This is a genomic window from Flavobacterium sp. Root935 (assembly GCF_001429295.1).
Lineage (GTDB): Bacteria > Bacteroidota > Bacteroidia > Flavobacteriales > Flavobacteriaceae > Flavobacterium.
Map to the genome: position 1 here is coordinate 1,216,016 of NZ_LMJL01000008.1, position 21,133 is coordinate 1,237,148.

At 32.1% G+C, this 21,133-nt stretch carries 23 protein-coding genes; 5 read left to right on the forward strand and 18 right to left on the reverse strand.

Annotation, left to right across the window (positions count from 1 at the left end; all coding sequences use genetic code 11):
* The first annotated feature begins 80 nt into the window (after positions 1-80).
* On the forward strand, positions 81-500 hold the full coding sequence (locus ASE40_RS10350) for a nucleoside-diphosphate kinase (RefSeq protein ID WP_012026941.1): 420 nt from the start codon (positions 81-83) through the stop codon (positions 498-500).
* Positions 501-576: 76 nt separating this feature from the next.
* Here ASE40_RS10350 and ASE40_RS10355 read toward each other — a convergent pair whose 3' ends face one another.
* The 3 genes from ASE40_RS10355 to ASE40_RS10365 all read right to left on the reverse strand — a co-directional run bounded on the left by ASE40_RS10355 (position 577) and on the right by ASE40_RS10365 (position 2,142).
* Positions 577-1,296 carry a hypothetical protein gene (locus ASE40_RS10355; RefSeq protein ID WP_057116868.1) on the reverse strand — a complete coding sequence of 240 codons (720 nt, stop codon included), beginning with the start codon at positions 1,294-1,296 and terminating at the stop codon, positions 577-579.
* A 128-nt stretch (positions 1,297-1,424) separates the two neighbouring features.
* Entirely contained in the window at positions 1,425-1,721 is a 297-nt protein-coding gene (locus ASE40_RS10360; RefSeq protein WP_057116869.1) for a DUF721 domain-containing protein, read from the reverse strand.
* Positions 1,702-2,142: a lipocalin family protein gene (locus ASE40_RS10365; protein ID WP_057116870.1), complete on the reverse strand. Its 441-nt coding sequence runs from the start codon at positions 2,140-2,142 to the stop codon at positions 1,702-1,704. Before ASE40_RS10365 ends, ASE40_RS10360 begins: the two co-directional genes overlap by 20 nt.
* 324 nt (positions 2,143-2,466) lie before the next feature.
* Here ASE40_RS10365 and ASE40_RS10370 point away from each other — a divergent pair, with 324 nt between their 5' ends.
* Together ASE40_RS10370 and ASE40_RS10375 are read left to right on the forward strand one after the other, a co-directional pair.
* Positions 2,467-2,958: a hypothetical protein gene (locus tag ASE40_RS10370; RefSeq protein WP_128414962.1), complete on the forward strand. Its 492-nt coding sequence runs from the start codon at positions 2,467-2,469 to the stop codon at positions 2,956-2,958.
* 84 nt (positions 2,959-3,042) lie between these two features.
* Positions 3,043-4,107 (forward strand): serine hydrolase domain-containing protein, encoded by a 1,065-nt coding sequence (locus ASE40_RS10375; RefSeq protein ID WP_057116872.1) that lies wholly within the window; start codon positions 3,043-3,045, stop codon positions 4,105-4,107.
* 227 nt (positions 4,108-4,334) lie between these two features.
* Here ASE40_RS10375 and ftsY read toward each other — a convergent pair whose 3' ends face one another.
* From ftsY to ASE40_RS10425, 11 genes are all read right to left on the reverse strand, one after another.
* Positions 4,335-5,288, reverse strand: a complete 954-nt coding sequence (ftsY, locus tag ASE40_RS10380) for a signal recognition particle-docking protein FtsY (RefSeq protein WP_057116873.1) — start codon at positions 5,286-5,288, stop codon at positions 4,335-4,337.
* Positions 5,289-5,506: 218 nt separating this feature from the next.
* Positions 5,507-5,659, reverse strand: coding sequence for a DUF4295 domain-containing protein (locus tag ASE40_RS21720; RefSeq protein WP_008468081.1), 153 nt, complete (start codon positions 5,657-5,659; stop codon positions 5,507-5,509).
* 75 nt (positions 5,660-5,734) lie between these two features.
* Entirely contained in the window at positions 5,735-5,917 is a 183-nt protein-coding gene (rpmG, locus tag ASE40_RS10385; protein ID WP_008253902.1) for a 50S ribosomal protein L33, read from the reverse strand.
* Positions 5,918-5,944: 27 nt separating this feature from the next.
* Positions 5,945-6,181, reverse strand: coding sequence for a 50S ribosomal protein L28 (gene rpmB, locus ASE40_RS10390; RefSeq protein WP_008468080.1), 237 nt, complete (start codon positions 6,179-6,181; stop codon positions 5,945-5,947).
* Positions 6,182-6,252: 71 nt separating this feature from the next.
* Positions 6,253-7,506 (reverse strand): CinA family nicotinamide mononucleotide deamidase-related protein, encoded by a 1,254-nt coding sequence (locus ASE40_RS10395; RefSeq protein WP_057116874.1) that lies wholly within the window; start codon positions 7,504-7,506, stop codon positions 6,253-6,255.
* A gap of 179 nt (positions 7,507-7,685) precedes the next feature.
* The gene (locus tag ASE40_RS10400; protein ID WP_057116875.1) at positions 7,686-8,030 is read right to left on the reverse strand and encodes an Hpt domain-containing protein; all 345 of its coding nucleotides are present in this window, start codon (positions 8,028-8,030) and stop codon (positions 7,686-7,688) included.
* Positions 8,030-8,641 (reverse strand): fumarylacetoacetate hydrolase family protein, encoded by a 612-nt coding sequence (locus ASE40_RS10405; protein WP_057116876.1) that lies wholly within the window; start codon positions 8,639-8,641, stop codon positions 8,030-8,032. Before ASE40_RS10405 ends, ASE40_RS10400 begins: the two co-directional genes overlap by 1 nt.
* A 93-nt stretch (positions 8,642-8,734) precedes the next feature.
* The gene (locus tag ASE40_RS10410) at positions 8,735-9,505 is read right to left on the reverse strand and encodes a 3'-5' exonuclease (RefSeq protein WP_057116877.1); all 771 of its coding nucleotides are present in this window, start codon (positions 9,503-9,505) and stop codon (positions 8,735-8,737) included.
* Positions 9,506-9,669: 164 nt separating this feature from the next.
* Positions 9,670-11,019 (reverse strand): dihydrolipoamide acetyltransferase family protein, encoded by a 1,350-nt coding sequence (locus ASE40_RS10415; RefSeq protein ID WP_057116878.1) that lies wholly within the window; start codon positions 11,017-11,019, stop codon positions 9,670-9,672.
* An 83-nt stretch (positions 11,020-11,102) separates the two neighbouring features.
* A complete protein-coding gene (locus ASE40_RS10420; protein WP_057116879.1) occupies positions 11,103-12,266 on the reverse strand; it encodes a glycosyltransferase family 2 protein in 1,164 nt (387 codons plus the stop codon).
* 31 nt (positions 12,267-12,297) lie between these two features.
* A complete protein-coding gene (locus ASE40_RS10425; RefSeq protein ID WP_057116880.1) occupies positions 12,298-13,401 on the reverse strand; it encodes a hypothetical protein in 1,104 nt (367 codons plus the stop codon).
* A gap of 306 nt (positions 13,402-13,707) precedes the next feature.
* Here ASE40_RS10425 and ASE40_RS10430 point away from each other — a divergent pair, with 306 nt between their 5' ends.
* Positions 13,708-14,178, forward strand: a complete 471-nt coding sequence (locus ASE40_RS10430) for a hypothetical protein (RefSeq protein ID WP_241774354.1) — start codon at positions 13,708-13,710, stop codon at positions 14,176-14,178.
* Positions 14,179-14,256: 78 nt separating this feature from the next.
* Here the strand turns inward: ASE40_RS10430 and ASE40_RS10435 are convergent, their stop codons facing one another.
* On the reverse strand, positions 14,257-15,447 hold the full coding sequence (locus tag ASE40_RS10435; protein ID WP_057116882.1) for a DUF5009 domain-containing protein: 1,191 nt from the start codon (positions 15,445-15,447) through the stop codon (positions 14,257-14,259).
* A 110-nt stretch (positions 15,448-15,557) separates the two neighbouring features.
* On the opposite strand from ASE40_RS10435, the gene ASE40_RS10440 reads away from it, so the two are divergent.
* Positions 15,558-16,295, forward strand: coding sequence for a tyrosine-protein phosphatase (locus tag ASE40_RS10440; RefSeq protein ID WP_057116883.1), 738 nt, complete (start codon positions 15,558-15,560; stop codon positions 16,293-16,295).
* Positions 16,296-16,308: 13 nt separating this feature from the next.
* Here the strand turns inward: ASE40_RS10440 and ASE40_RS10445 are convergent, their stop codons facing one another.
* From ASE40_RS10445 to ASE40_RS10455, 3 genes are all read right to left on the reverse strand, one after another.
* Positions 16,309-17,724, reverse strand: coding sequence for an undecaprenyl-phosphate glucose phosphotransferase (locus tag ASE40_RS10445; protein WP_057116884.1), 1,416 nt, complete (start codon positions 17,722-17,724; stop codon positions 16,309-16,311).
* 188 nt (positions 17,725-17,912) lie between these two features.
* Complete coding sequence (locus tag ASE40_RS10450; protein WP_057116885.1) at positions 17,913-20,297, reverse strand: GumC family protein; 2,385 nt, start codon at positions 20,295-20,297, stop codon at positions 17,913-17,915.
* Between the two features lie 6 nt (positions 20,298-20,303).
* Entirely contained in the window at positions 20,304-21,095 is a 792-nt protein-coding gene (locus ASE40_RS10455; protein ID WP_057116886.1) for a polysaccharide biosynthesis/export family protein, read from the reverse strand.
* Between the last annotated feature and the right edge of the window lie 38 nt (positions 21,096-21,133).

The following is a 21,133-nucleotide window of genomic DNA, read 5'->3' on the forward strand; positions in this document are numbered from 1 at the left end:
AATCAAGTTTTAATTATGAATTTATTAAAATCAATTGATAAAAAAAGTATACTTTTGCACAAAATTTAATAAAATATAAAATGGCAACAAATAGAACTTTTACAATGATTAAACCAGATGCTGTTGCAAACGGACACATCGGGAATATCTTAGCAATGATTACTAATGGTGGTTTCAAAATCGTTTCATTAAAATTAACTCAACTAACTGTAGCTGATGCAAAAGCATTTTACGCAGTTCACGCAGAAAGACCTTTCTACGGAGAATTAGTTGAATTCATGTCACGCGGACCAATTGTTGCTGCTATTTTAGAAAAAGATAACGCAGTAGAAGATTTCAGAACTTTAATTGGAGCTACAAACCCTGCTGAAGCTGCTGAAGGAACTATTCGTAAAGCATACGCTACTTCAATCGGAGAAAATGCAGTTCACGGATCTGACAGCGACGAAAACGCTGCTATCGAAAGCGCATTCCACTTTGCAGGAAGAGAGCAATTCTAATAAGAATTTTGATTTTCAATCAAATAAAAAACCCGCTTCAATTGAAGCGGGTTTTTATTTTTTAATTATAAATGGATTAAAGGTTATCAGACGTCTTTTTCACCATTTTCTCAATTTTTCCATCTAAATCTTTTAGAAGCTCATCTAATGCACTTTCACACATTGGCAATACTTTATCAAAAGACAAAACAGGTATTCCTCCTACAATTGTTCCAGTTTTCTTAGAATTTGCTCCTTCATTAAATGCAAATACTTTTTTTCCATTTTTGTCATATAAAGCGATTCTTGCATAAGCTCTCATTTTAACGGTTCCAGTTCCGCCAACTGCAAATCCTTTTTGCAAAGCGAAATGAATTTCTGTAAATAAAACTCCGTCAGCCTTCTCACTAAAAATTTTAGCAGATGCTACTTCATTAGTTGAACCATTTATTCCTTCATATATATATTTATATCCTGGATAATTAATGATAGTGCTTCCTGCATCTCCTTCTCTAGCAAATTTTGGAGTAAAATCAATATATTCTTGTTTTTGTGTTACTTCACTTTCTGGAACTAAATCAAACGGAAATTTTTTAGCATAATCATTAAAAAAAGCATTATGATACTTCTCTAAAATAGGCGCCAGGTTAAAATTTGGATTATTTCCTAAATCTGTTACTGCTGCAATGCTATTTAAACCTAAATCTGAAAGATCTATTGTTTTGTCAGTGTAAAAAGAAACTACAGCAACTTTCTTCTTTTGAGAATAAGCAGTTAAGGCAAATAATACGGTTAAAATAAGTAAAAATTTTTTCATTGTTTGTTAAATTATTGGGTTATTAAAGGGATGTTACTTACAAAAAATAACGCGCAAATGTATCGCAAAAAAAAACACTCCACAATAGAAGTGTTATTTAATTTTAAAAATAATCCTATTAAAAAGAGCTATCTCAAAATTACCTCTTTTACAACCTCGCGTCCTAACTCCTCATTAATCATTTTAACAATTTTAGATTTTCCGTGGCTTAATTCCTCACGCAAAACTGCAGATCCTAATTCTACATAAAGTGTACTGCCTTTTAGGACAACATTTCTTGTATAAGTATTTACGCCACTGCCCATAAGGCTTTTCCAAGCATCACGAACATCGATTTGATCCATTCCAGGCTGTAATTTATTCACCTGAATAATTTGCTGCAAAACTGCACTTATTGTAGACTCGTTATTTATTCTTTTCGCCATCATTCAATAGATTAATTGGTCCCGCTTTTTTATAATGATATTCTATTTTTTGTGGATTTTTAACCACTAACTGCTCATCAGAAAGCGAAATAATTTCTTCACTCCATTTTGCATAATCTGTTTTATAATCTAAAAAGACATGTTCCCCAGCAAAGCGAACTGATACATTTTCAAATGTATCTGTCGTTAAAAATGTCCCGTCAAACTGCGGCATTACCTTCGTTCGAACACCTTTATTATTTTTAATTTGAAAGAAATCAAATGTTTCATTCATTTTATAATCCTTCTGCTCGCCTTTGTCAAAAACTACTTTTTCAATTTCCCAATAACCGTTTAGTTTAGTAATATCCGTCGGTTTTATTTCTTGTTTACAACTTACAAACAAGATTGACAAAACCAAGATCATAAAAGTGTTCTTCATAATTATTATAATATTAAGGAGCTGATACCTGCTGTCCGCTATATCTTTTACTTTTTAAAGAAAAAAGTAAAAGGATGCCGCTTCCATCAGGGCTAGTGCTTCAGTTTTCAAAAGAAATTTTTAGCGAACTACAAAGATAAACTTATAATCATCAAAAGAAATGCTTTATCTCTTAATTTATTGAGCCTATCCAAAACAATCTTTTTAATACCCCTTATAATAATTACCCTATTTTAACAACATAAAAACTTTTCAGGGCAAAAGATATTCACATTTTTAATGAATTTCAAATCCAAATTACTTTTGAAAATCTCTACAAAAAAGATGAAAAAAATATTGATATTACTTTTTAGTCCAATACTAATATTCTCAAAATGCGAAAAGCCAGAAAAAACTAAGAAACAAAGTGTAGAGACAATCACTTCAAACTTAAAAGATACTGACTCAATAAAAAACGATTCTTTAGAAAGCAAAAAAGAAGTTTCACCCATAAAAATTACAGCAGCTACATTATTAAAAAACGACTATTCCAATCACAAAGACCTGAAATTAATTTACAAAAACTCAGGAAAGAAAAATATTAAAGCCATTAAATTTGAATGGTTCTGTAAAAATGCATTTGACAAACCCGCAAATGGAAGATATTTTTATGCCGAAGGAAGATTTACTGAAAAGGTAATATCCTTAATAAAATCTGGAGAAAGCAGAACAGAATTCTGGGAAGACTTTTCTACAGATGCTGATAAAATAACTAAAATTAGAGCTTATTATATTGTCTTTGTCGATGGTACAAAATGGGGATCTGATGATCAGTAAATTTCCACATAACAAGAAATAAGTTTATTAACATTAAACTATTTTATATATTTTTAGTCAAACCCTAAACCAAAACCAAAAAACATGACTAAAACTATTTGTACAATTCTAGCGGCCTTATCGTTTATAAGCTGTAGTAAAGATTCAACAGAACCAGATTCAACTCCAACAGAAACAATGTATTTCCCTCCTTTAACTGGAAATGCTTGGGAAACAAAATCGCTGACTGATTTAAAATGGAATCAAAATGCAGTTCAACCACTGCTAGATTACTTAGAATTAAAACATTCCAAATCTTTTATGATTTTAGTAAACGGACGAATTGTTTTAGAAAATTATTTCAACAATCATACAGCTATAACAAATTGGTATTGGGCAAGCGCCGGAAAAACTTTAACCTCAACATTAACTGGAATTGCGCAGCAAGAAGGATTACTAAACATTAACAATAAAGTATCCGACTATATTGGAACTGGCTGGACAAGCGAAACAATTGCTCAAGAAAACCAAATTACCTGCAAAAATTTACTCTCTATGACTTCTGGATTAGATGACAGTACCGATGAAGTTGAACCAGCCAATTTAATTTATAAAGCTGATGCAGGAACAAGATGGGCTTACCATAATGTTTATGTAAAACTACAAGATGTTGTTGCAAAAGCCAGCGGACAAAGCTGGGAGAATTATTTCAATGCCAAATTAAGAGATAAAATAGGCATGAATGGTACTTGGGTACAGATTGGAGTAAACAGCGTTTATACAAGTACCACAAGAAGTATGGCGCGCTTTGGATTATTAATGCTGAATAAAGGAAAATGGGAAAACAATGTAATCTTGAACGAATCTTTTTTTAATGAAGCAACCGCCACATCACAAAATATTAATCTAGGATATGGTTATTTATGGTGGCTAAACGGCAAAAGCTCTTATCATTTACCACAATCGCAGCTTACATTTCAAGGAAGCGTAATTCCGACTGGTCCAAATGACATGTTCATGGCTTTAGGAAAAAACGATCAAAAAATATATGTCGTTCCAAGCAAGAAGATGGTTGTAATTAGAATGGGAGACGCAGCCGACAATGTAAATCTAGCTTTATCAGATTTTGATAAAACTTTATGGGAAAAGATTAATGCTTTGTATCAATAAAAAAATGAGCTTTTAAATATAAAATGTCTTAAAGACCCTTTTTATATTTAAAAGCTCAATATTTTTTTTAGAAATAAAATTCTACTAAAAAACTAACGATTAGTTTTTATTCTTTTCAAAATACCTAAAAAGAATAAAATTATNTTTGCCAAAACAAAACAAATAACGCTTGCAAAATAAAAAGCAATCGCTGGTATATTTTTTATAGACTCAAAACTCATTTTAAATTATTTAAAGAAACTATCAACAAATTCATACTTATTAAAGACTTGTAAATCTTCAATTCCTTCGCCGACACCAATATATTTTACTGGGATTTGAAATTGATCTGAAATACCAATTACAACGCCGCCTTTTGCAGTTCCGTCCAATTTAGTTACAGCCAATGAAGTAACCTCTGTCGCCGCTGTAAATTGTTTTGCCTGCTCAAAAGCATTTTGTCCTGTAGAACCATCTAAAACCAAAAGTACATCGTGAGGAGCATCGGCAACAACTTTCTGCATAACACGTTTTACTTTCGTCAATTCGTTCATTAAATTGATTTTATTATGAAGACGTCCTGCGGTATCTATAATCACAACATCAGCATTTTGAGCAACTGCAGACTGTAAAGTATCAAAAGCTACAGAAGCTGGATCGCTTCCCATATTTTGTCTTACAATAGGCACATCAACTCTATCAGCCCAAACTTGTAATTGGTCAATTGCTGCAGCACGAAAAGTATCTGCCGCACCCAAAACAACTTTGTGACCTGCCTTTTTAAATTGATAAGCCAGCTTACCAATCGTTGTAGTTTTACCAACTCCGTTTACTCCAACAACCATTAAAACGTATGGCTTTTTATCTTTAGGGATATCAAATTCAGTTGCCTCGCCTGTATTGGTTTCAGATAATAAAGCCCCTATTTCGTCTCTAAGAATTTGATTCAATTCATCTGTTCCTAAATATTTATCTTCAGCAACACGTTTTTCAATTCTTGAAATTACTTTTAAAGTTGTATTTACGCCAACATCTGAAGCTACAAGAATTTCTTCCAGATTATCTAAAACATCATCATCAACTTTAGATTTTCCAGCAATGGCTTTACTTAACTTAGAGAAAAAAGTAGTTTTTGTTTTTTCAAGACCTTTGTCTAAAGTCTCTTTTTTTTCGGTAGAGAATAATTTTTTAAAAAAACTCATTTTTGTAGATTTTTAGATTTATTAGATCTCTTGATTGTTTAGATCAGAAATCCAAATCTTTAAAGAAAGTGCAATTGTTTTTCAATTAACCTTAATTTAAACAGAAATTCATATTAAAAAAAGTCAATTACTGTGTTTCTTTAAATTTATAGACAAATATAGGTAATAAAAAAGCTACTTCCGAAAGAAAGTAGCTTTTCTATATAATGTAATTGTAATTATTTCTTTTTCAAGAATTCATCAACTTCTTCAGGAGCCATAATAGATTCTACGAATGTATATGCACCAGTTTTAGGAGATTTTACCATTTTGATGGCTTTTGATAATCTCTTAGAAGATGTTTGTAACGATGCTACGGTTTTCTTTGCCATGATTCAAATGTTATTTGAAGCTTTTATAAAACTCTCATGGCTAAACCATTCGAGATTTACAAAAATCTCTAATTATTACTTAATTTCTTTATGAACAGTTACTCTTTTTAAGATTGGATTAAATTTCTTAATCTCTAATCTGTCTGGAGTATTTTTTTTGTTCTTAGTTGTAATATATCTAGAAGTTCCTGGAACACCAGAAGTCTTGTGCTCAGTACATTCTAAAATTACTTGGATTCTATTACCTTTCTTTGCCATCTTGCTATATATTTATTTAGGAAAAGATTATTTGATAAATCCTTCTGACTGTGCTTTTTTCAAAACAGCAGTGATTCCATTTTTATTAATTGTTTTTATCGTAGATGCTGCTACTCTAAGAGTAATCCATCTATCTTCTTCTGGAAGATAAAAACGCTTTTTAACTAAGTTTACAGAAAACTTTCTCTTAGTTTTGTTCATAGCGTGAGAAACGTTATTTCCTACCATCGCTCTTTTACCTGTAAGGTCACAAACTCTTGACATTATACTTATCTTTTATCGTTATTCAAAATCAGGGTGCAAAGAAAAGAAAAATAAACCATTGTAGCAAAAAATTATTGCACAAATTTTAAAATTTCTTTCTGCAATATTTCTAAACTCTTAACTGTTGCCCTATCTACCACTTTTTCACGAGGTTGTCCGAAGTTAAATTCTTCTACAATTACTTCGTTCGGCGTCGCCAAAGCAATAAAAACAGTACCGATTTCTGCATCTGAATCACCTTTTGAAGGTCCCGCATTCCCAGTCGTAGCAATACCGTAGTCAGTTTTTAGTAAGTTTTTCACACTCAAAGCCATAGCAGATGCAACTTCTGCACTTACCACAGAATGCTTTTTAATTATTTCTTCTGAAACTCCTAAAACATTTATCTTAGTTTCGGTTGCATAAGAGACCACGCTTCCTTTAAAATAGCTTGAAGCGCCCGGAACAGCCGATAAAAGCGACGCGACTCTTCCACCAGTAAAACTTTCTGCCGTTGAAACTGTTTTATTTTGTTTGGTTAAAATTTTACCAACTACAGATTCTATGGTTTCATTCTCTTCATATCCCACAATAATGTCATGGATAATCAAATCTAACGAACGGACATTTTCCTCTATTGCAGTTTCCAACAGCTCTTTATCTGTTCCTCTTGCGGTCAATCTTAGACGTACGCGCCCTGGATTTGGCAGATAAGCAAGTTTTATAAATTCCGGCAGATTATTTTCCCAATGTTCAATACGTTCTGCAACTAAACTTTCACCTTGACCGTAAGTTAAAATGGTTTTATGAATAATATATGGACGTTTATATTCACGAACTATTTTTGGAATTATTTCTTCTTCAACCAAATATTTCATTTCATAAGGAACACCTGGAAGCGAAATAAAAACGGTATTTTCTTTTTTCATCCACATTCCCGGAGCAGTTCCCACTTTATTATGCAATACTGTGCAAGTTGACGGAACCAAAGCCTGATCTTTATTAAGCTGCGAAATTGGTCTTTTATAAAAACCTTCAATTAATTGCGTTACATGCGCCAAAACATCTGGATTTACAACCAATTCGTCGTTAAAATAGTCACAGAATGTTTTTTTCGTAACATCATCTTTTGTTGGCCCTAATCCGCCGGTTACAATTACCACATCCACTTTGTTTTGCAGTAAGGCAAAAGTGTCCAAAATATGCCTTTTATCATCGCTGATCGAAAGCATTTCTATTACCTCAACTCCAATTCTATCAAGCGATTTGGCAATAAAAGCTGAATTTGTATCTACGATTTGGCCAATTAAGATTTCATCTCCAATTGTTATAATTGCTGCTTTCATATCTATGTAAGGAATATTACCTGTAATTACGAACAGGTTTATTATAAGAAGAAGTTATTCGTGATGAACTTTTATAAGATTCATCATATTTAATCCAAATCACAAAAAACGAATCTTTTAGATTTAGATAAGAAAACCCAATTCTTTATAAAAACAAGAATTGGGCTGGGTATTATATTTTACAAATCAAAGTCTTTTTTGATCTCTTTGATTGCTTCTTTAACTTGTATTTTAATACTTTTAAAAGTTTCAATTATATCTTTTTTCTTGCCTTCTGCTTTTGTCCAAGCCTCAACTTGCAAAATCTCTTCAAAAGCCACATTTAGTCCCATTAAATCTAAAGTAGGCTTTATTTTGTGCGCATATGAATAGGCATATTTATGATCCTTTTTCTTTATTCCCTCTTTAATTTGTTTCAAATCTTCGGGAACTTCTGTAACAAATAAATTTAAAATTTCGTTTACAAATTCAGGATCGTTGTCTGAAAGCGCATACACTTTCGAAAGGTTGTATTTTAAAGCCATTATTTTACTTGTATTCTGAATAATTTTTTATCTTCTAAAAAGCCTTCTAAAACATCATTTGGTTTTACAGCTGCAACACCTTCTGGCGTTCCTGTAAAAATAATATCTCCAATTTTCAATGTAAAAAATTGAGATACATAAGAAACCAGTTCATCTATTTTCCAAAGCATCATGTTTGAATTCCCTTTTTGAACTGTCTCTGCATTTTTTTTCAATTCAAAATTAAGATTTTCCATAGAAACAAAATTAGTTTTTGGCAAAAAATCGCCAATAACTGCCGAACCGTCAAACGCTTTGGCTTTTTCCCAAGGAAGTCCCTTTTCTTTTAATTTACTCTGCAGATCACGTGCTGTAAAATCAATTCCAACACTAATTTCATCATAATATTTATGAGCAAATTTAGGCTCAATATATTTTCCAACCTTATTAATCTTTACGATTATTTCAAGTTCGTGATGAACATCTTCAGAAAACTCTGGAATTACAAACGGATGCTGTTTCAACAAAACTGCCGAATCGGGCTTCATAAAAACCACTGGCTCTGTTGGACGCTCGTTTTTTAATTCCTCTATATGATTGGCATAATTCCTGCCGACACAGATAATTTTCATTTTTTTTTAGGTTCTAAGATTCTAAGACGGTAAGATTCTAATAAAAACTACGCAAAAAAACTTAGCGACTTAGAAACTTAGCGTCTTAGAAACTTATTTCGTATTTAATTTTCTTAATTTAATTGCTGTTAATACTTTTTTGGTATATAAAGGAAAATCAGCATTTTGGATCCAGCTGAAATATCCTGGCTCTGCTTCTAAAACTTTTTCAACTTTAGCACCTTTATGTTTTCCAAAAGTAAAAATTTCTTCATCGTCTTTATCAAAAGCGATCATTCCGGCAAAATCTGCTATTTTTTTACGGGTTGTGAATTCAGACAACGATCTCATATCATTTTCCAATTCTGGATAACGATCTAACTGCGCTTTTAAAATTTCATAAGTCGCCATTGTATCTGCTTCTGCTGAGTGTGCATTTTCTAGACTTTTTCCACAATAAAACTTCAAAGCAGCACTCAAAGTACGCTCTTCCATTTTATGAAAAATAGTCTGAACATCTACAGAAACTTTATTTTTCATATCAAAATCAACTCCTGCACGAAGCAATTCTTCTGCGAGAAGCGGAATATCAAAACGATCTGAGTTAAAACCACCCAAATCACTATCTTTTATCATATTATGAACTTGCGGAGCAAGCTCTGCAAAGGTTGGTTCATTGGCTACTTTTTCATCTGTAATGCCATGAACTGCCGTTGTTTGCGGAGGAATTGGAATTGTTGGATTAACCAACCAGGTTTTACTTTCTTTATTTCCGTTAGGAAAAACTTTAAATATTGAAATTTCTACGATTCTATCTTTACCGATATCAATTCCCGTTGTTTCGAGATCAAAAAAGCAAATTGGCTTGTTTAGTTTGAGTTCCATTTCTAATTTTTATAAGTTTACAAATGTAATTTTTAAAGCCGAATTTCCTCGTTTATTCTCATTTTTTTTNAGTTGACGCTTTGATTTCTAACCTTTTCTTACAAAAGAAAAATCCGATAAGTTTTTATACTTATCGGATTTAAATCTATACTTATAATATATTTTTAGAAATCTCTATCTACATCAAAAGCTTCTAAATATTCTGCTACTCTTTTTACAAAACTTCCTCCTAATGCCCCATCTACAACTCTATGATCGTAAGAGTGCGACAAGAACATTTTTTGACGGATTCCAATAAAATCTCCTTCTGCAGTTTCTATTACTGCAGGAACTTTACGAATCGCTCCAAGCGCCAGAATTCCCACTTGAGGCTGATTGATAATCGGCGTTCCAAAAACACTTCCAAATGTTCCCACATTTGTAACTGTGTAAGTTCCGCCTTGTGTATCGTCTGGTTTTAGTTTTCCAGCTTTTGCACGGTTTCCTAAATCGTTAACCGCTTTTGCCATTCCAACAAGATTTAATTGATCTGCATTTTTAATTACAGGAACAATTAAATTCCCGTTTGGCAGTGCTGCTGCCATTCCTAAATTGATATTTTTCTTTTTGATGATATAATCGCCATCGACAGAAATATTCATTCCAGGGAAATCTTTCAATGCTTTTGCAACGGCTTCCATCATAATTGGAGTAAAAGTAAGTTTTTCGCCTTCTCTTTTTTCGAAAGCTGTTTTTACTTTATCTCTCCACTTTACAATGTTTGTTACATCTACTTCAATAAACGATTGTACGTGAGCAGAAGTTTGAACCGAAGCTGTCATATATCCTGAAATCAGTTTACGCATTCTGTCCATTTCTACAATTTCGTCGCCTCCATTTACAGAAACTGGAACCACCTGCTGACTTTTTTGTACAACTGGCTCTGGTTTCTGAACTGCTTTTGGCGCTTCAACAATAGGTTTAGGAGCTTCAATCGCTTGTGGCGTTGCTGCAACACCAGATTTACGATCTTCTATATATTTTAAAATATCTTCTTTTGTAACTCGGCCGTCTTTTCCAGATCCAGCCATGTTTTCTAACTCATTTAGAGAGATATTTTCTTCTTTCGCGATGTTTTTTACTAATGGAGAAAAGAATTTTTCTGATCCTGAAAAATCTTCTGCAGTGGTTACAGTTTCTTTTACTGCTTCAATTGTTTTTTCAATTTCAGCCGCCGCTTCAGGAACAGCAGTTTCTTCAACCGAACTTGTTTCTGGAGCTGGTGCCGCACCGCCTTCAGTTTCAATAATAGCAATAGTCTGCCCTACTTGTACCAAATCATCTTTACCAAACAACTGCTCAACTAAAATTCCTGATACTTCGCTAGGTACTTCACTGTCAACCTTATCTGTTGCAATTTCGAGTACTGCTTCATCAGCTTCAATTTTGTCTCCAACTTCTTTCAACCAATTTGTAATAGTTGCTTCAGCGACACTTTCTCCCATTTTTGGAAGCTTTAATTCAAATCTTGCCATATTGTTATTCTAAAGGATGATTTTGATTTTCTGATTGCGAAATTACTGAAAAAATTAAATATAAATTACACTTTGTATAATTTTTACTTAATTTTTCTGATTTCCCCTCTCCCATTTCTTAAATTACTTCCAATAATAAAAGCTGTTCTTTTAGGGAAAATCTTAAAAGTAATGTTCTTATCTTTAAGAGTTTCTATTATATTGATACATTTTTTGAATGAAACATATTGATTATCCAAAATGATCTCTGTCTTTTTACCCTTTAAAATCAGGCACGAATTTACCATTTTTTCTTTTTTCAAATTCAAAAAACTAACTTTATTTTCTAAAATCGAAGCTAGTTTTTCAGATAAATTCGCATTTTCAGAGTACAAAATATAGCATTCTGGCAATGGTTTTTCTTTTACATTTCCCTGAAACATTTTTACAATAGAAAAAAACCAAGTTCCAACTTGAATGAAAAAACTAAAAAACCATGATTTCTTAAAATGTTTCGCATAAAAGAAATTCATAGCTTCCTGAAAACGTTTCATGTATTTTTCGTCTTTTATTGTGCTTTCTCCCTTATAATGCAAAACTGTGGTATCGTGAAAATAAAAGTTGTTTTTCCCTTTCTGAAGCGCACGATATGACAAATCGATATCGTCGGCATACATAAAACAATCTTCATCAAAACCATTTAAATCTTGATATAATTTACTTTCTAAAAACATAAAAGCTCCTACTAGAATATCAACTTTTCCTGTTTCGTTTTCACTTAAATGCTGCGCGTAATATTGATTAAAAAGTTTTGTTTTGGGAAAGATTTTATACAACCCAAAAACTTTAGTAAATGCAACCCAAGGCGTTGGAATACCGCGTTTACTTTCTGGAAGAAAATTTCCCGTCCCGTCAATTAATTTACAGCCAATAATGCCGAGATTGGACTGCCTTTCGGCGAAAGCCAGAATTTTAGTAAAGGTATCTTCTGCAACAACAGTATCGGGATTTAATATACAGATGTAGTTTCCTTTCGCTTGACGAAAACCAATATTATTCCCTTTCGGGAAACCAAAATTTTCTTTGTTTTGAATCAAAGTAACTTCTGGAAATTTTTCCTGCATCATCAAAACACTTTCGTCTGACGAATTATTATCTACAACAATAATTTCGGCCTCAATTGCAGCAATCGCTTCCTGAACACTTAAAATGCATTGCTCCAGAAAGTAACGGACATTATAATTGAGAATAATAATCGATAACTGCATGAATATTTGATCTGTAAATTTGGGTCGAAAGTTAGAAATTTTCTGATAACCCCAAACGCAATGACCAATCGTTTTTACTAATTCCGTAATCCAGCGCGAGATTGCTGCCGTTTCGTTTGTTCCATTTGATCCGAATTCCTGTTCCCACAGCTGGATTCCATTTTTTAAAATCGTAAGTATCCAACTTAGAAACCGAGGAAATATTGGTAAAAAATACGGCACCAAAAAATCCATTTCGGCTAATATCCGTTCTATATTCGGTTTCAAAATAAATCAAGGCATTACTTCTATATCTGTTTTTGGTAAAACCGCGCCCTGTTTTTCCGTCGCGGTCCCAGCCAATACTTGGAAGATCTAAATAATGTGGTTTTCCGCCAAAGGTTGACCAATAAAAAGCTCTCGATGCCCAGACTCTGTGTTTGGTTGTACTAAATGAATGATATTTTCGAGCATCAATATACAATGACTGCCATTTATCTCCTTCCACTCCGCTGGTGTTAATTCGCAAATCGGCTTCTACATACAATCCTTGTTCTGGATTTATAATATTTTTTCGAGAATCGTATAAACCTTGAACAGCAAAACCAAAAGAACTTTCATCAGAATAATTGCCATTCATATATTTAAAATAATCTGTTTCTTCATCTATATAAGATTCTTCAGAAATATTCTGGTAATTATCAAAAAGAAAACCGACTCCCAAACGATAATTACCAATAATTTTTCTGGTTATGAACTGATAAAAACGCCACTGCTGATAATCGAGAGTTGACATTTCTTTTTTTGACTCATGTTCGCCCAATCCATAAGTAAGCTGCGGATAAATCATATACCGATAATCTCCAATAAAATTCCACTTATCTTCACTGGTATAAACATAAGTCTGAATAGGAAAAACATATTGTTTCGTAAAACTGAAATAAGGGGAAAATGTAACCTGAGACATTTTAGTTTTTTGATGATCTTCGCCTAAATAAAATGTAGTTAAAAAAGAAACCACTAAACCTGTACTGGAATTTACATCTACAGGAACTGGCAGCAAAGAGAATGCTAATTTTTTTTGATTGTCTTTTTTGATTGTATCATTTTTATCAAAAATTCTATGAATAACATCTAGAATGTCTCGATTTCCCATACTTATGCTGTCGTTTTGCGCATTACAAAACGAGGCGATTAAGAAAAAAGAGAGTGCTGATACAATTCTTAAACTATTCACTTACAATATTTTAAAAACTCTTCTTACAAATTTAAAACTTTATTAAGAATTATAGTCAAATTTTTAAGTGAATAAAAAAGAATTTTAAAATGAATAGAAAAAGTTACATTTGAATATCTAAACATTTGATTTTAAACTCCTATGCGTTATCTATTTGTGTCCTTTTTACTTTTTTCCCTTTTTTGTTTTTCTCAAAATGATCAACAAAAGCAAGATCTTGTAAAGTTGAATAAATGGTTTATCGCCGGTCCTGTTAAAGAAAAGGAAGAAACTATAAATTCCATCCGTTTAGAAAAAGGAATCGTTTCGGTTACTGCGAAAGATAATCCAAAAGGCGAAATAGAACTGAATGTAATGATCACAGCATCTGAAACGAATGACGGAATTTCGACCAATCTTTCCAGCGAATCAAAGTATGTTGAAATTACGTATCAATCTACTCAGATTATAAAATTACAAGCCAGAGAAGGAAATCCTGAAGGAACTCGCTGTGTGCACGGTGGTTCTCACCCAAGAGTTAGTCTGCCTGCATCTCCAAACCACTTTAGAACGATAAAAATTCCGTGGTTAAATTTCAAACAAGACGAACTTCCTGATGGAAAAGTTTTAGATATTCACAATTTATGCAAATTCAACTTCGTAAATTATAGTCCAGTTTCTGGAGATGTATTACGGATAAAATCGGTCTTTTTTTAGTTTTCAGTCACAGTGACAGTTTTCAGTTTTTAACACTGAATACTGAGACTGGAAACTGAGACTGAGACTGAATACTAACTAAAGATGCAGCTGAATTTTGTATTTGTTCAAGATTTTCATCACGAAAAGCATAATCGTAGAAAATACCAAAGACCAAATAATCCCAGGAACTCCCTCTCTAAAATATCCCGGAATAATATGAATATTGAATGCTTTACAGAAATAATAAATAACGCCCGGCAAAATATAAATCAATAACGGATTTGCAGCGGCTGGCATAAAAAAGTCACTCCATTTTGTCTGTTTTTTAACTTCCATTAACCAATATAGAAAGTAAAATAAGATTGTGCAAATTCCTGCTGACAGCATTGTCCATGAAGGAGTTCCTTGTATTTTTGAGATCCCGAAATAAGGTCGGAGAGCAAATCCAGTGGCAAAGAACAAAACTATAAAACCAATAACCGGCCAATTGATTTTGTTTTCGATTTTTCGATCAAAAAACAATAACGAAATAATTATCCCTGCAGAGGCTAAAGCAGCATGTGTTAGATGTCCAGCGATGAAACTAAGCCAAGAAATTTTTTGAACAAATGAATTTTCGATAAGATTTAAAGAATTCATAACCACGCAAAAAACTAAAAATCCGATCATTGCCCAAAGATTTCCAGATACTAGCCAATAATAAACTACTGTAAAAAGATATGCCCAGCCTATAAGTCCTAAAATTCCCCACCACTTTGGAGTCATTCCTCTTTCTCCAGTGTCTTGAATATACAAAAAGTAAAGGGCAATTAAAACCAGAATTCCGCCATACTGAAGTACATTTTTCAGCCAAATAGGAAAATCTTTGGGATATTTATTCCAAATCGGAATTGGCATGGCATACGCCAAAAGTCCCCAAAAAGCAGGCGCAATTATCATTTTAGAAGCATCATAACCATATTCGGCATTAACCATAAAAACACCAATAATTATAAGTGCCAAAGCTCGTTTGAAAGTATGGGTCCAAATTGTTTTTGTAGTATCTCCTTTTAGTAATCTGGCATTAAAAGCAAACGGAATTGACATTCCGACAATAAATAAAAAAGCAGGAAAAACTAAATCTACAAAAGTCATTGCATCTGCATCTGCAGGCATGTGTTTCATCCATTGAGGGACATTTTGAATACTTGCCAACTCATTTACAAAAATCATTACAAAAATCGTAATTCCACGCAAAGCATCTATAGAAATAATTCTCTGATTAAACAAATTCGTTTTTATTTTCATAATTTTTTACTTTTTTACTAAAAATCAAATATAGTATAATTCTAAAATGTCTTATTACAATTTCTATGTTAATTTTGTCACTTATAAATTGAGTTACATAGCTTTACCCCATGTTCACATTCTTTAAATCGAAACCTGCATTAAAAGACTTGCTTGACGGCAGTTTTGTTGACATTCATTCTCACCTTATACCAGGAATTGATGATGGTGCTAAATCTCTTGCGAAATCTATTGAACTTACTAAATCTTTTCAAAAATTAGGAATAAGTCAAATTATCACGACACCGCATATCAGTCATTATGTTTGGAATAACTCTTCTGAAATTATACAATCAAAACTTCAGGAAACACAAAATGCATTAGAAGAAAATCAAATAAAAATACCTTTTAAGGCTGCTGCTGAATATTTTATGGACGATTGGTTTGAAAGGCACTTTAGAACTGAAAAGCTTTTAACTTTAAAAGATAATTACGTACTGGTAGAAATGTCATACATTAATGCTCCTGTACAGCTTTATAAGATATTTTTTGATTTACAGGTCGCAGGATATATCCCTGTTCTGGCTCATCCTGAGAGATATTTGTTTTATCATAAAAACTTCAATGAATATGATAAATTAAAAAAGGCGGGGTGTAAATTTCAGTTAAACTTACTTTCTGTTGTTGGGTATTATGGAAGTGAGATTAGCAAGACAGCCGAACAGCTTCTAAAAAAAGGAATGTATGATTTTGCAGGAACTGATGTACATCATAATAAGCATATCAGATCTTTTGAACAAAAAGTGAATGTTAGTAGTGTTTCTGTTTTGAAAGAAGTAATTGCAAATAATTCTTTTTTTAAGATTTAATACTTTTAGAGTATCAATAAGCATTTTCTTCGCCTTGAACAATATTCATAATTGTTCTAATTATAATTTTAATATCTAATAACAAACTCCAGTTTTCTATATACCAAATATCGCATTCCACTCTATTTTCCATATCAGAGAGCTTTTTTGTTTCTCCTCGATAGCCATTTACTTGGGCCCAACCTGTAATTCCAGGTTTTGCATAATGGCGGACAGAGTAGTTATCTATTAGTTCCCCATATTCTTTAGCTAGATTGACCATATGAGGCCTTGGTCCTACAACAGACATATTTCCTAAAAGAACATTGAAAAATTGAGGCAGCTCATCAATGCTTGTTTTACGCATAAAGGCCCCAAATTTTGTTATACGTGAATCTCCTTTTCCTGCCTGTTTATCGTGTGCTAAATCATTTACGTACATACTTCTAAATTTAAAACATGAAAATGATTTATTGTCACGACCAGAACGATCTTGTCTGAAAAATATTGGGCCTGGTGATTCTAATTTGATAATTAACATTAGTATTGGGAATAGCCAGGGAAAGATTAAAATTATAACGAGTATCGAGAAACAGAGGTCAAATATTTTTTTTAGGAGTCTGTTAAGTGTTAATTCTAAAGGTTCAGGACGCAGCATTAAAACAGGTGTGTTTTCGTAAAAAGCTACCTCAACCTTACTGGATTTTGTGTACAACTGGAAATCTGGAATAAATTTGATCCTTACCAAATTTTGCTCACATATTTTTGTCAGCTTATTTATTATTTCAATATTGTCTATATGCAGAGCCACATAAACTTCTTCTACTTTTTCTCTAATAATAAACTCTTCTACATCATCGAATCCCCCTGTAATAGGAATAGAATGATTTTCAATTTCATTTTTTTGATCAAAAAAACCTAAAAATTTGTAGCCATAGGTTAAATTTTTAGCTAATATCTTGCGCATCTTTTCCCCAGTTTCATTAGCCCCTACAATGATGATTTTTTTAAAATTATATCCCTTAGCTCTAATATATTTTAAGATCTTCATTAACACATAACGAGAGATCACGAGCAAAGCAAAGAAAAACAGGTAAAAGTACAATAGCCTGAGTCTGGAGATGTCTGTATATTTTAAAAGAACCACAAAAAAGACTATTAACGCAACATGCATAAAAATCTTTTTAATTGTTCTTCTTAAAATTGATTCGATATATTCTATCCTAATAATTCTATGAGAGTCTTTTTGCATCAGTAAAGCTATCCAGATTAGGTTCGCCAATAATGAAATCGTTTTTTCGTCTTTTAAAAAAAGCTTGTCTAAATCCCCAAATCTCGCCATAGCAGACAGATATATAGCAAAATTTAATAATAAAAGATCCCAGCACACAAATAAGAATTTGGAGTAACGCGAAAAACGATAACGTGATAAGTTTTGCAAAAAATTCATCTTCGGCTTATTTCTCTAGATAAGATTTGTTTTTTAGTCTGGATGACGAAAATAGCATTTTAATTATTCTTATATACTATTTTTAAATCAATTCTTGTGAAACTTTAGATTAAGGACATATTATACAATGGCTTGGTCGTAAAAAAAACGGCTCAAATATATTGAGCCGTTTTTTTCCTTTTATAAATTTAACCGATAAGTTTCTTGAACCATCCTGCTTTCGAACTTTTTTCAACATATCCATAACCGTATTTTTGTTGCGGATTTGTATCATTAAGAACAATACACATATTTGGAAGTTTTTTGTCTCTAAAAAATCCGTTTGCAATTGATATCATTCTTTTTTCTAAAAATCTGGCTCGCATAATATACACAAAAGTATCAGCGTTTTTCGCAACCAGTAAAGTGTCTGTTACAAGACTGGATGGAGCAGTGTCAACAATAATATAATCGTATTCTTTTTTTAGTTTTTCGAATAATTGATCTACTTTTTTATTATCCATTAATAATTCAGCTGGATTTGGAGGAACTACACCTGCCGGCAATATATAAAAATTTTCATACCCAGTATGTTTTACAATATATTGGTCAACATTATGATCATTTGATGATAAATAATTTGTTACCCCTTCGGCAGGAAGATCCATATATTCATTGAGACGTGGACTTCTAATATCCATTCCCATAAGTAAAACTCTTTTTTCCAGTAATGCAAAACTTGCTGCTAAATTCGTTGAAACAAATGTTTTTCCCTCAGAAGCAAAGGTTGAAGTTACAAATATCGTTTTAGCCTTACCTTCTTCTACCTTGTTCAACATAAATCCAAGATTGGTTCTGACAATCCGAAGAGCTTCTGCAGAGCTGCTTCTGCTATTGGATTTAATTAATTCAGAAATATCATTGCAAGAAGGTATTTCGCCAATAAATGGAATTTGTGTTTTTCCTTCCAAATCATTGCTGTTTTTGATTTTGGTATCTAATAAGTCATTCGCATAAATAATCACAAATGGAACTAGCAACCCTAATAAGACTACCGCTAAATAGATAATTTTTTTCTTCGGGTTAACTGGTGTCTGTTCCGCTTTTGCGCTATCAATTACTCTTGCATTAGGCTCTGTTGCCGCAAGTGAAATTGCTGTTTCCTCTCTTTTTTGAAGTAAGTATAAATATAATTCTTCCTTTACTTTCTGCTGTCTTGCTATCCCTCTTAATTGACGTTCCTGAACTGGAATTTTAGCAATTTTATTGTTTAAAATTCCTTCTTGATTTCTGATGTTTTTATTTTGAATCTCGAGATTGGACTGGATTCGATTTAAACTAGCCGTAACACTTGATTTCAAAGAATTAATTTGCTGGTCTAATTTAATTACAGACGGGTTGTCAGTTGTTGCCGATTTTAAAATCCTGTTTCTGTCTAATACCAGTTGATTGTAGGCGCTAATTAAACCTCCTGCATCTCCTTTATCAGTAATAATATTCGAAGGAAGTAAGTCTGAATTAGTACTGTTTTTCATAAAACCTAACAATGAAGAAATGACATTTAGTTGAATTTCAGTTTCTACTCCCTTTTTATCATATTCATTTGATCCTTCGATAAATAGCTTAGCTTCAGAATTTATATCTGTTAATCTATTCGTTTTTTTAAATCCTTCTACGTTTTGTTCTACACCATCAAGTTCTTTTGTTATCAAAGAAAGTCTGTTTGAAATAAACTCAGAGGTGTTTTCAGATATTAGATTTTTATCCTCAGCAGCATCTTCATTATAAATCTGAATCAAATTATCTAAAAATGCTTCTGCCCTATTTGCCACCGGATCTGTAATTGAAACCTCTACAATACTACTTGTTTTACTTATAGGATCAATTTTGAGTCTTTTTTTAAAATCTTCTGCAACCTCATCGAATGGTTTGATTTGAATAGAAATAGATTCAAATTTATCAGTTTTGTTGTTGTCAGACAATTGTGCTTTATCAATAATTAAAGTACCAATCTTTGTTGGTATTTTTTCTCCGTATTTAAACTCTTTTTTAGATGCTAAAATAAAATTGACATTTGCTTCATTTTCTATTTCATTCTTTAATGAAAAGGTTTCCGAACTTAATAAATTACATTTTAATATAATTTTAGTGTCATCAAATAATTCTGTTCGATTTATAAAATTGACGCGTATTGGCGCATCTTGATATATATTTTGGTCAACTATATTTTTTTCAGCATATAAAGAAATATTAAGATTTAATTTTTTAATTGTCTTTTCTATTAGGCTTCTTGATTTTAAAATTTCAATTTCATTATCTACATTACTTTTCATACTTCCACCAAGGCCTATATCTGAAAAGGCTGATAATTCTGAAAGTATGCCTCCTTTTTTCTCATCTTTAACCAATATGGTTGTGTGCGCTTCATATGTTCTTGTTGCATAACATAAATATGTAAAAGCTCCAACTAAACCAATAATAATGCTAAATAAAAACCAATGCCAATGAACTAAGTATTTTTCCAACTGTTCTCTAAAGTTGTCATCTTCAATTTCATCATCGATAAAATCGTTGTAATAATCTCTTTTTTGCATTTGTTTTTATTTAAAAATTAAAACTGCTAGGGAAACTAAAATAGAAACAGCGGATATAATTACAGAAGTATTGGGACCAACTGCAGATGAATTGACTTTTGTTCTATTTGGTTCAACATAAACAATATCGTTTTGAGCCAAATAATAAAGAGGCGAATTCATAAAGTCAGCTTTTGTTATATCAACTCTATTGTATGTTTTTACACCATTTGTTTCTCTAATAACAAGAATATTGTCCCTTTTACCATAAATTGTTAAATCTTTTGCCATGCTTAAAGCTTCTATTAATGTAATTCTTTCGGAAGCTACATTATAAGTCCCTGGTAAATTGACTTCACCCTGCAGCGAAACCTTAAAATTTGTTATACGAAGATTTATAATTGGTTTCTTAATATAATTACCAATCTTATTTTGCAATAATTGAAGGGCTTCTGTACGTGTAAGTCCTCCTATTTTAATACTTCCGACGATTGGAAATTCAATATTGCCTTTAGAATCCACCAAATAAGTCTGAACTGTTTCTTGGCCTCGGCTCACATCAAGTTTGTTATTATTAGAAATACTGTACGTTTTTAAATTAAAAGGTAAAGCTGCTTCAGGATCATCAGCAGAGACGATAATCATAAGTAAATCGTCTGGCTGAATTTTAACTTCATATGAGTTTTCATTTTGCTTTGTTTCCAATGAATCAATATTTTGATAATATATTAGATCTTTTTTTGAAGCACAGGAAAAAAGAATAAGTATGATTGACAAGAAACTGATGTTTCTCATCAAAAAATTAATTTTAGATTTCATTAAACTTGATTTTAAAAAAATTATAGGACAGGAATAGT

Coding starts and splice junctions, on each gene's coding strand:
- ASE40_RS10400 (WP_057116875.1), bottom strand. CDS start 8,030: ATGGCTTTAAAATACAACCTTTCGAAAGTGTATGCGCTTTCAGACAAC.
- ASE40_RS10455 (WP_057116886.1), bottom strand. CDS start 21,095: ATGAAATCTAAAATTAATTTTTTGATGAGAAACATCAGTTTCTTGTCA.
- ASE40_RS10360 (WP_057116869.1), bottom strand. CDS start 1,721: ATGGCGAAAAGAATAAATAACGAGTCTACAATAAGTGCAGTTTTGCAG.
- ASE40_RS21720 (WP_008468081.1), bottom strand. CDS start 5,659: ATGGCAAAGAAAACCGTAGCATCGTTACAAACATCTTCTAAGAGATTA.
- ASE40_RS10370 (WP_128414962.1), top strand. CDS start 2,467: ATGAAAAAAATATTGATATTACTTTTTAGTCCAATACTAATATTCTCA.
- ASE40_RS10365 (WP_057116870.1), bottom strand. CDS start 2,142: ATGAAGAACACTTTTATGATCTTGGTTTTGTCAATCTTGTTTGTAAGT.
- ASE40_RS10395 (WP_057116874.1), bottom strand. CDS start 7,506: ATGAAAGCAGCAATTATAACAATTGGAGATGAAATCTTAATTGGCCAA.
- ASE40_RS10450 (WP_057116885.1), bottom strand. CDS start 20,297: ATGCAAAAAAGAGATTATTACAACGATTTTATCGATGATGAAATTGAA.
- ASE40_RS10405 (WP_057116876.1), bottom strand. CDS start 8,641: ATGAAAATTATCTGTGTCGGCAGGAATTATGCCAATCATATAGAGGAA.
- ASE40_RS10420 (WP_057116879.1), bottom strand. CDS start 12,266: ATGCAGTTATCGATTATTATTCTCAATTATAATGTCCGTTACTTTCTG.
- ASE40_RS10375 (WP_057116872.1), top strand. CDS start 3,043: ATGACTAAAACTATTTGTACAATTCTAGCGGCCTTATCGTTTATAAGC.
- rpmB (WP_008468080.1), bottom strand. CDS start 6,181: ATGTCAAGAGTTTGTGACCTTACAGGTAAAAGAGCGATGGTAGGAAAT.
- ftsY (WP_057116873.1), bottom strand. CDS start 5,288: ATGAGTTTTTTTAAAAAATTATTCTCTACCGAAAAAAAAGAGACTTTA.
- ASE40_RS10425 (WP_057116880.1), bottom strand. CDS start 13,401: ATGGGAAATCGAGACATTCTAGATGTTATTCATAGAATTTTTGATAAA.
- ASE40_RS10410 (WP_057116877.1), bottom strand. CDS start 9,505: ATGGAACTCAAACTAAACAAGCCAATTTGCTTTTTTGATCTCGAAACA.
- ASE40_RS10350 (WP_012026941.1), top strand. CDS start 81: ATGGCAACAAATAGAACTTTTACAATGATTAAACCAGATGCTGTTGCA.
- ASE40_RS10435 (WP_057116882.1), bottom strand. CDS start 15,447: ATGAAAATAAAAACGAATTTGTTTAATCAGAGAATTATTTCTATAGAT.
- rpmG (WP_008253902.1), bottom strand. CDS start 5,917: ATGGCAAAGAAAGGTAATAGAATCCAAGTAATTTTAGAATGTACTGAG.
- ASE40_RS10355 (WP_057116868.1), bottom strand. CDS start 1,296: ATGAAAAAATTTTTACTTATTTTAACCGTATTATTTGCCTTAACTGCT.
- ASE40_RS10415 (WP_057116878.1), bottom strand. CDS start 11,019: ATGGCAAGATTTGAATTAAAGCTTCCAAAAATGGGAGAAAGTGTCGCT.
- ASE40_RS10445 (WP_057116884.1), bottom strand. CDS start 17,724: ATGAATTTTTTGCAAAACTTATCACGTTATCGTTTTTCGCGTTACTCC.
- ASE40_RS10440 (WP_057116883.1), top strand. CDS start 15,558: ATGTTCACATTCTTTAAATCGAAACCTGCATTAAAAGACTTGCTTGAC.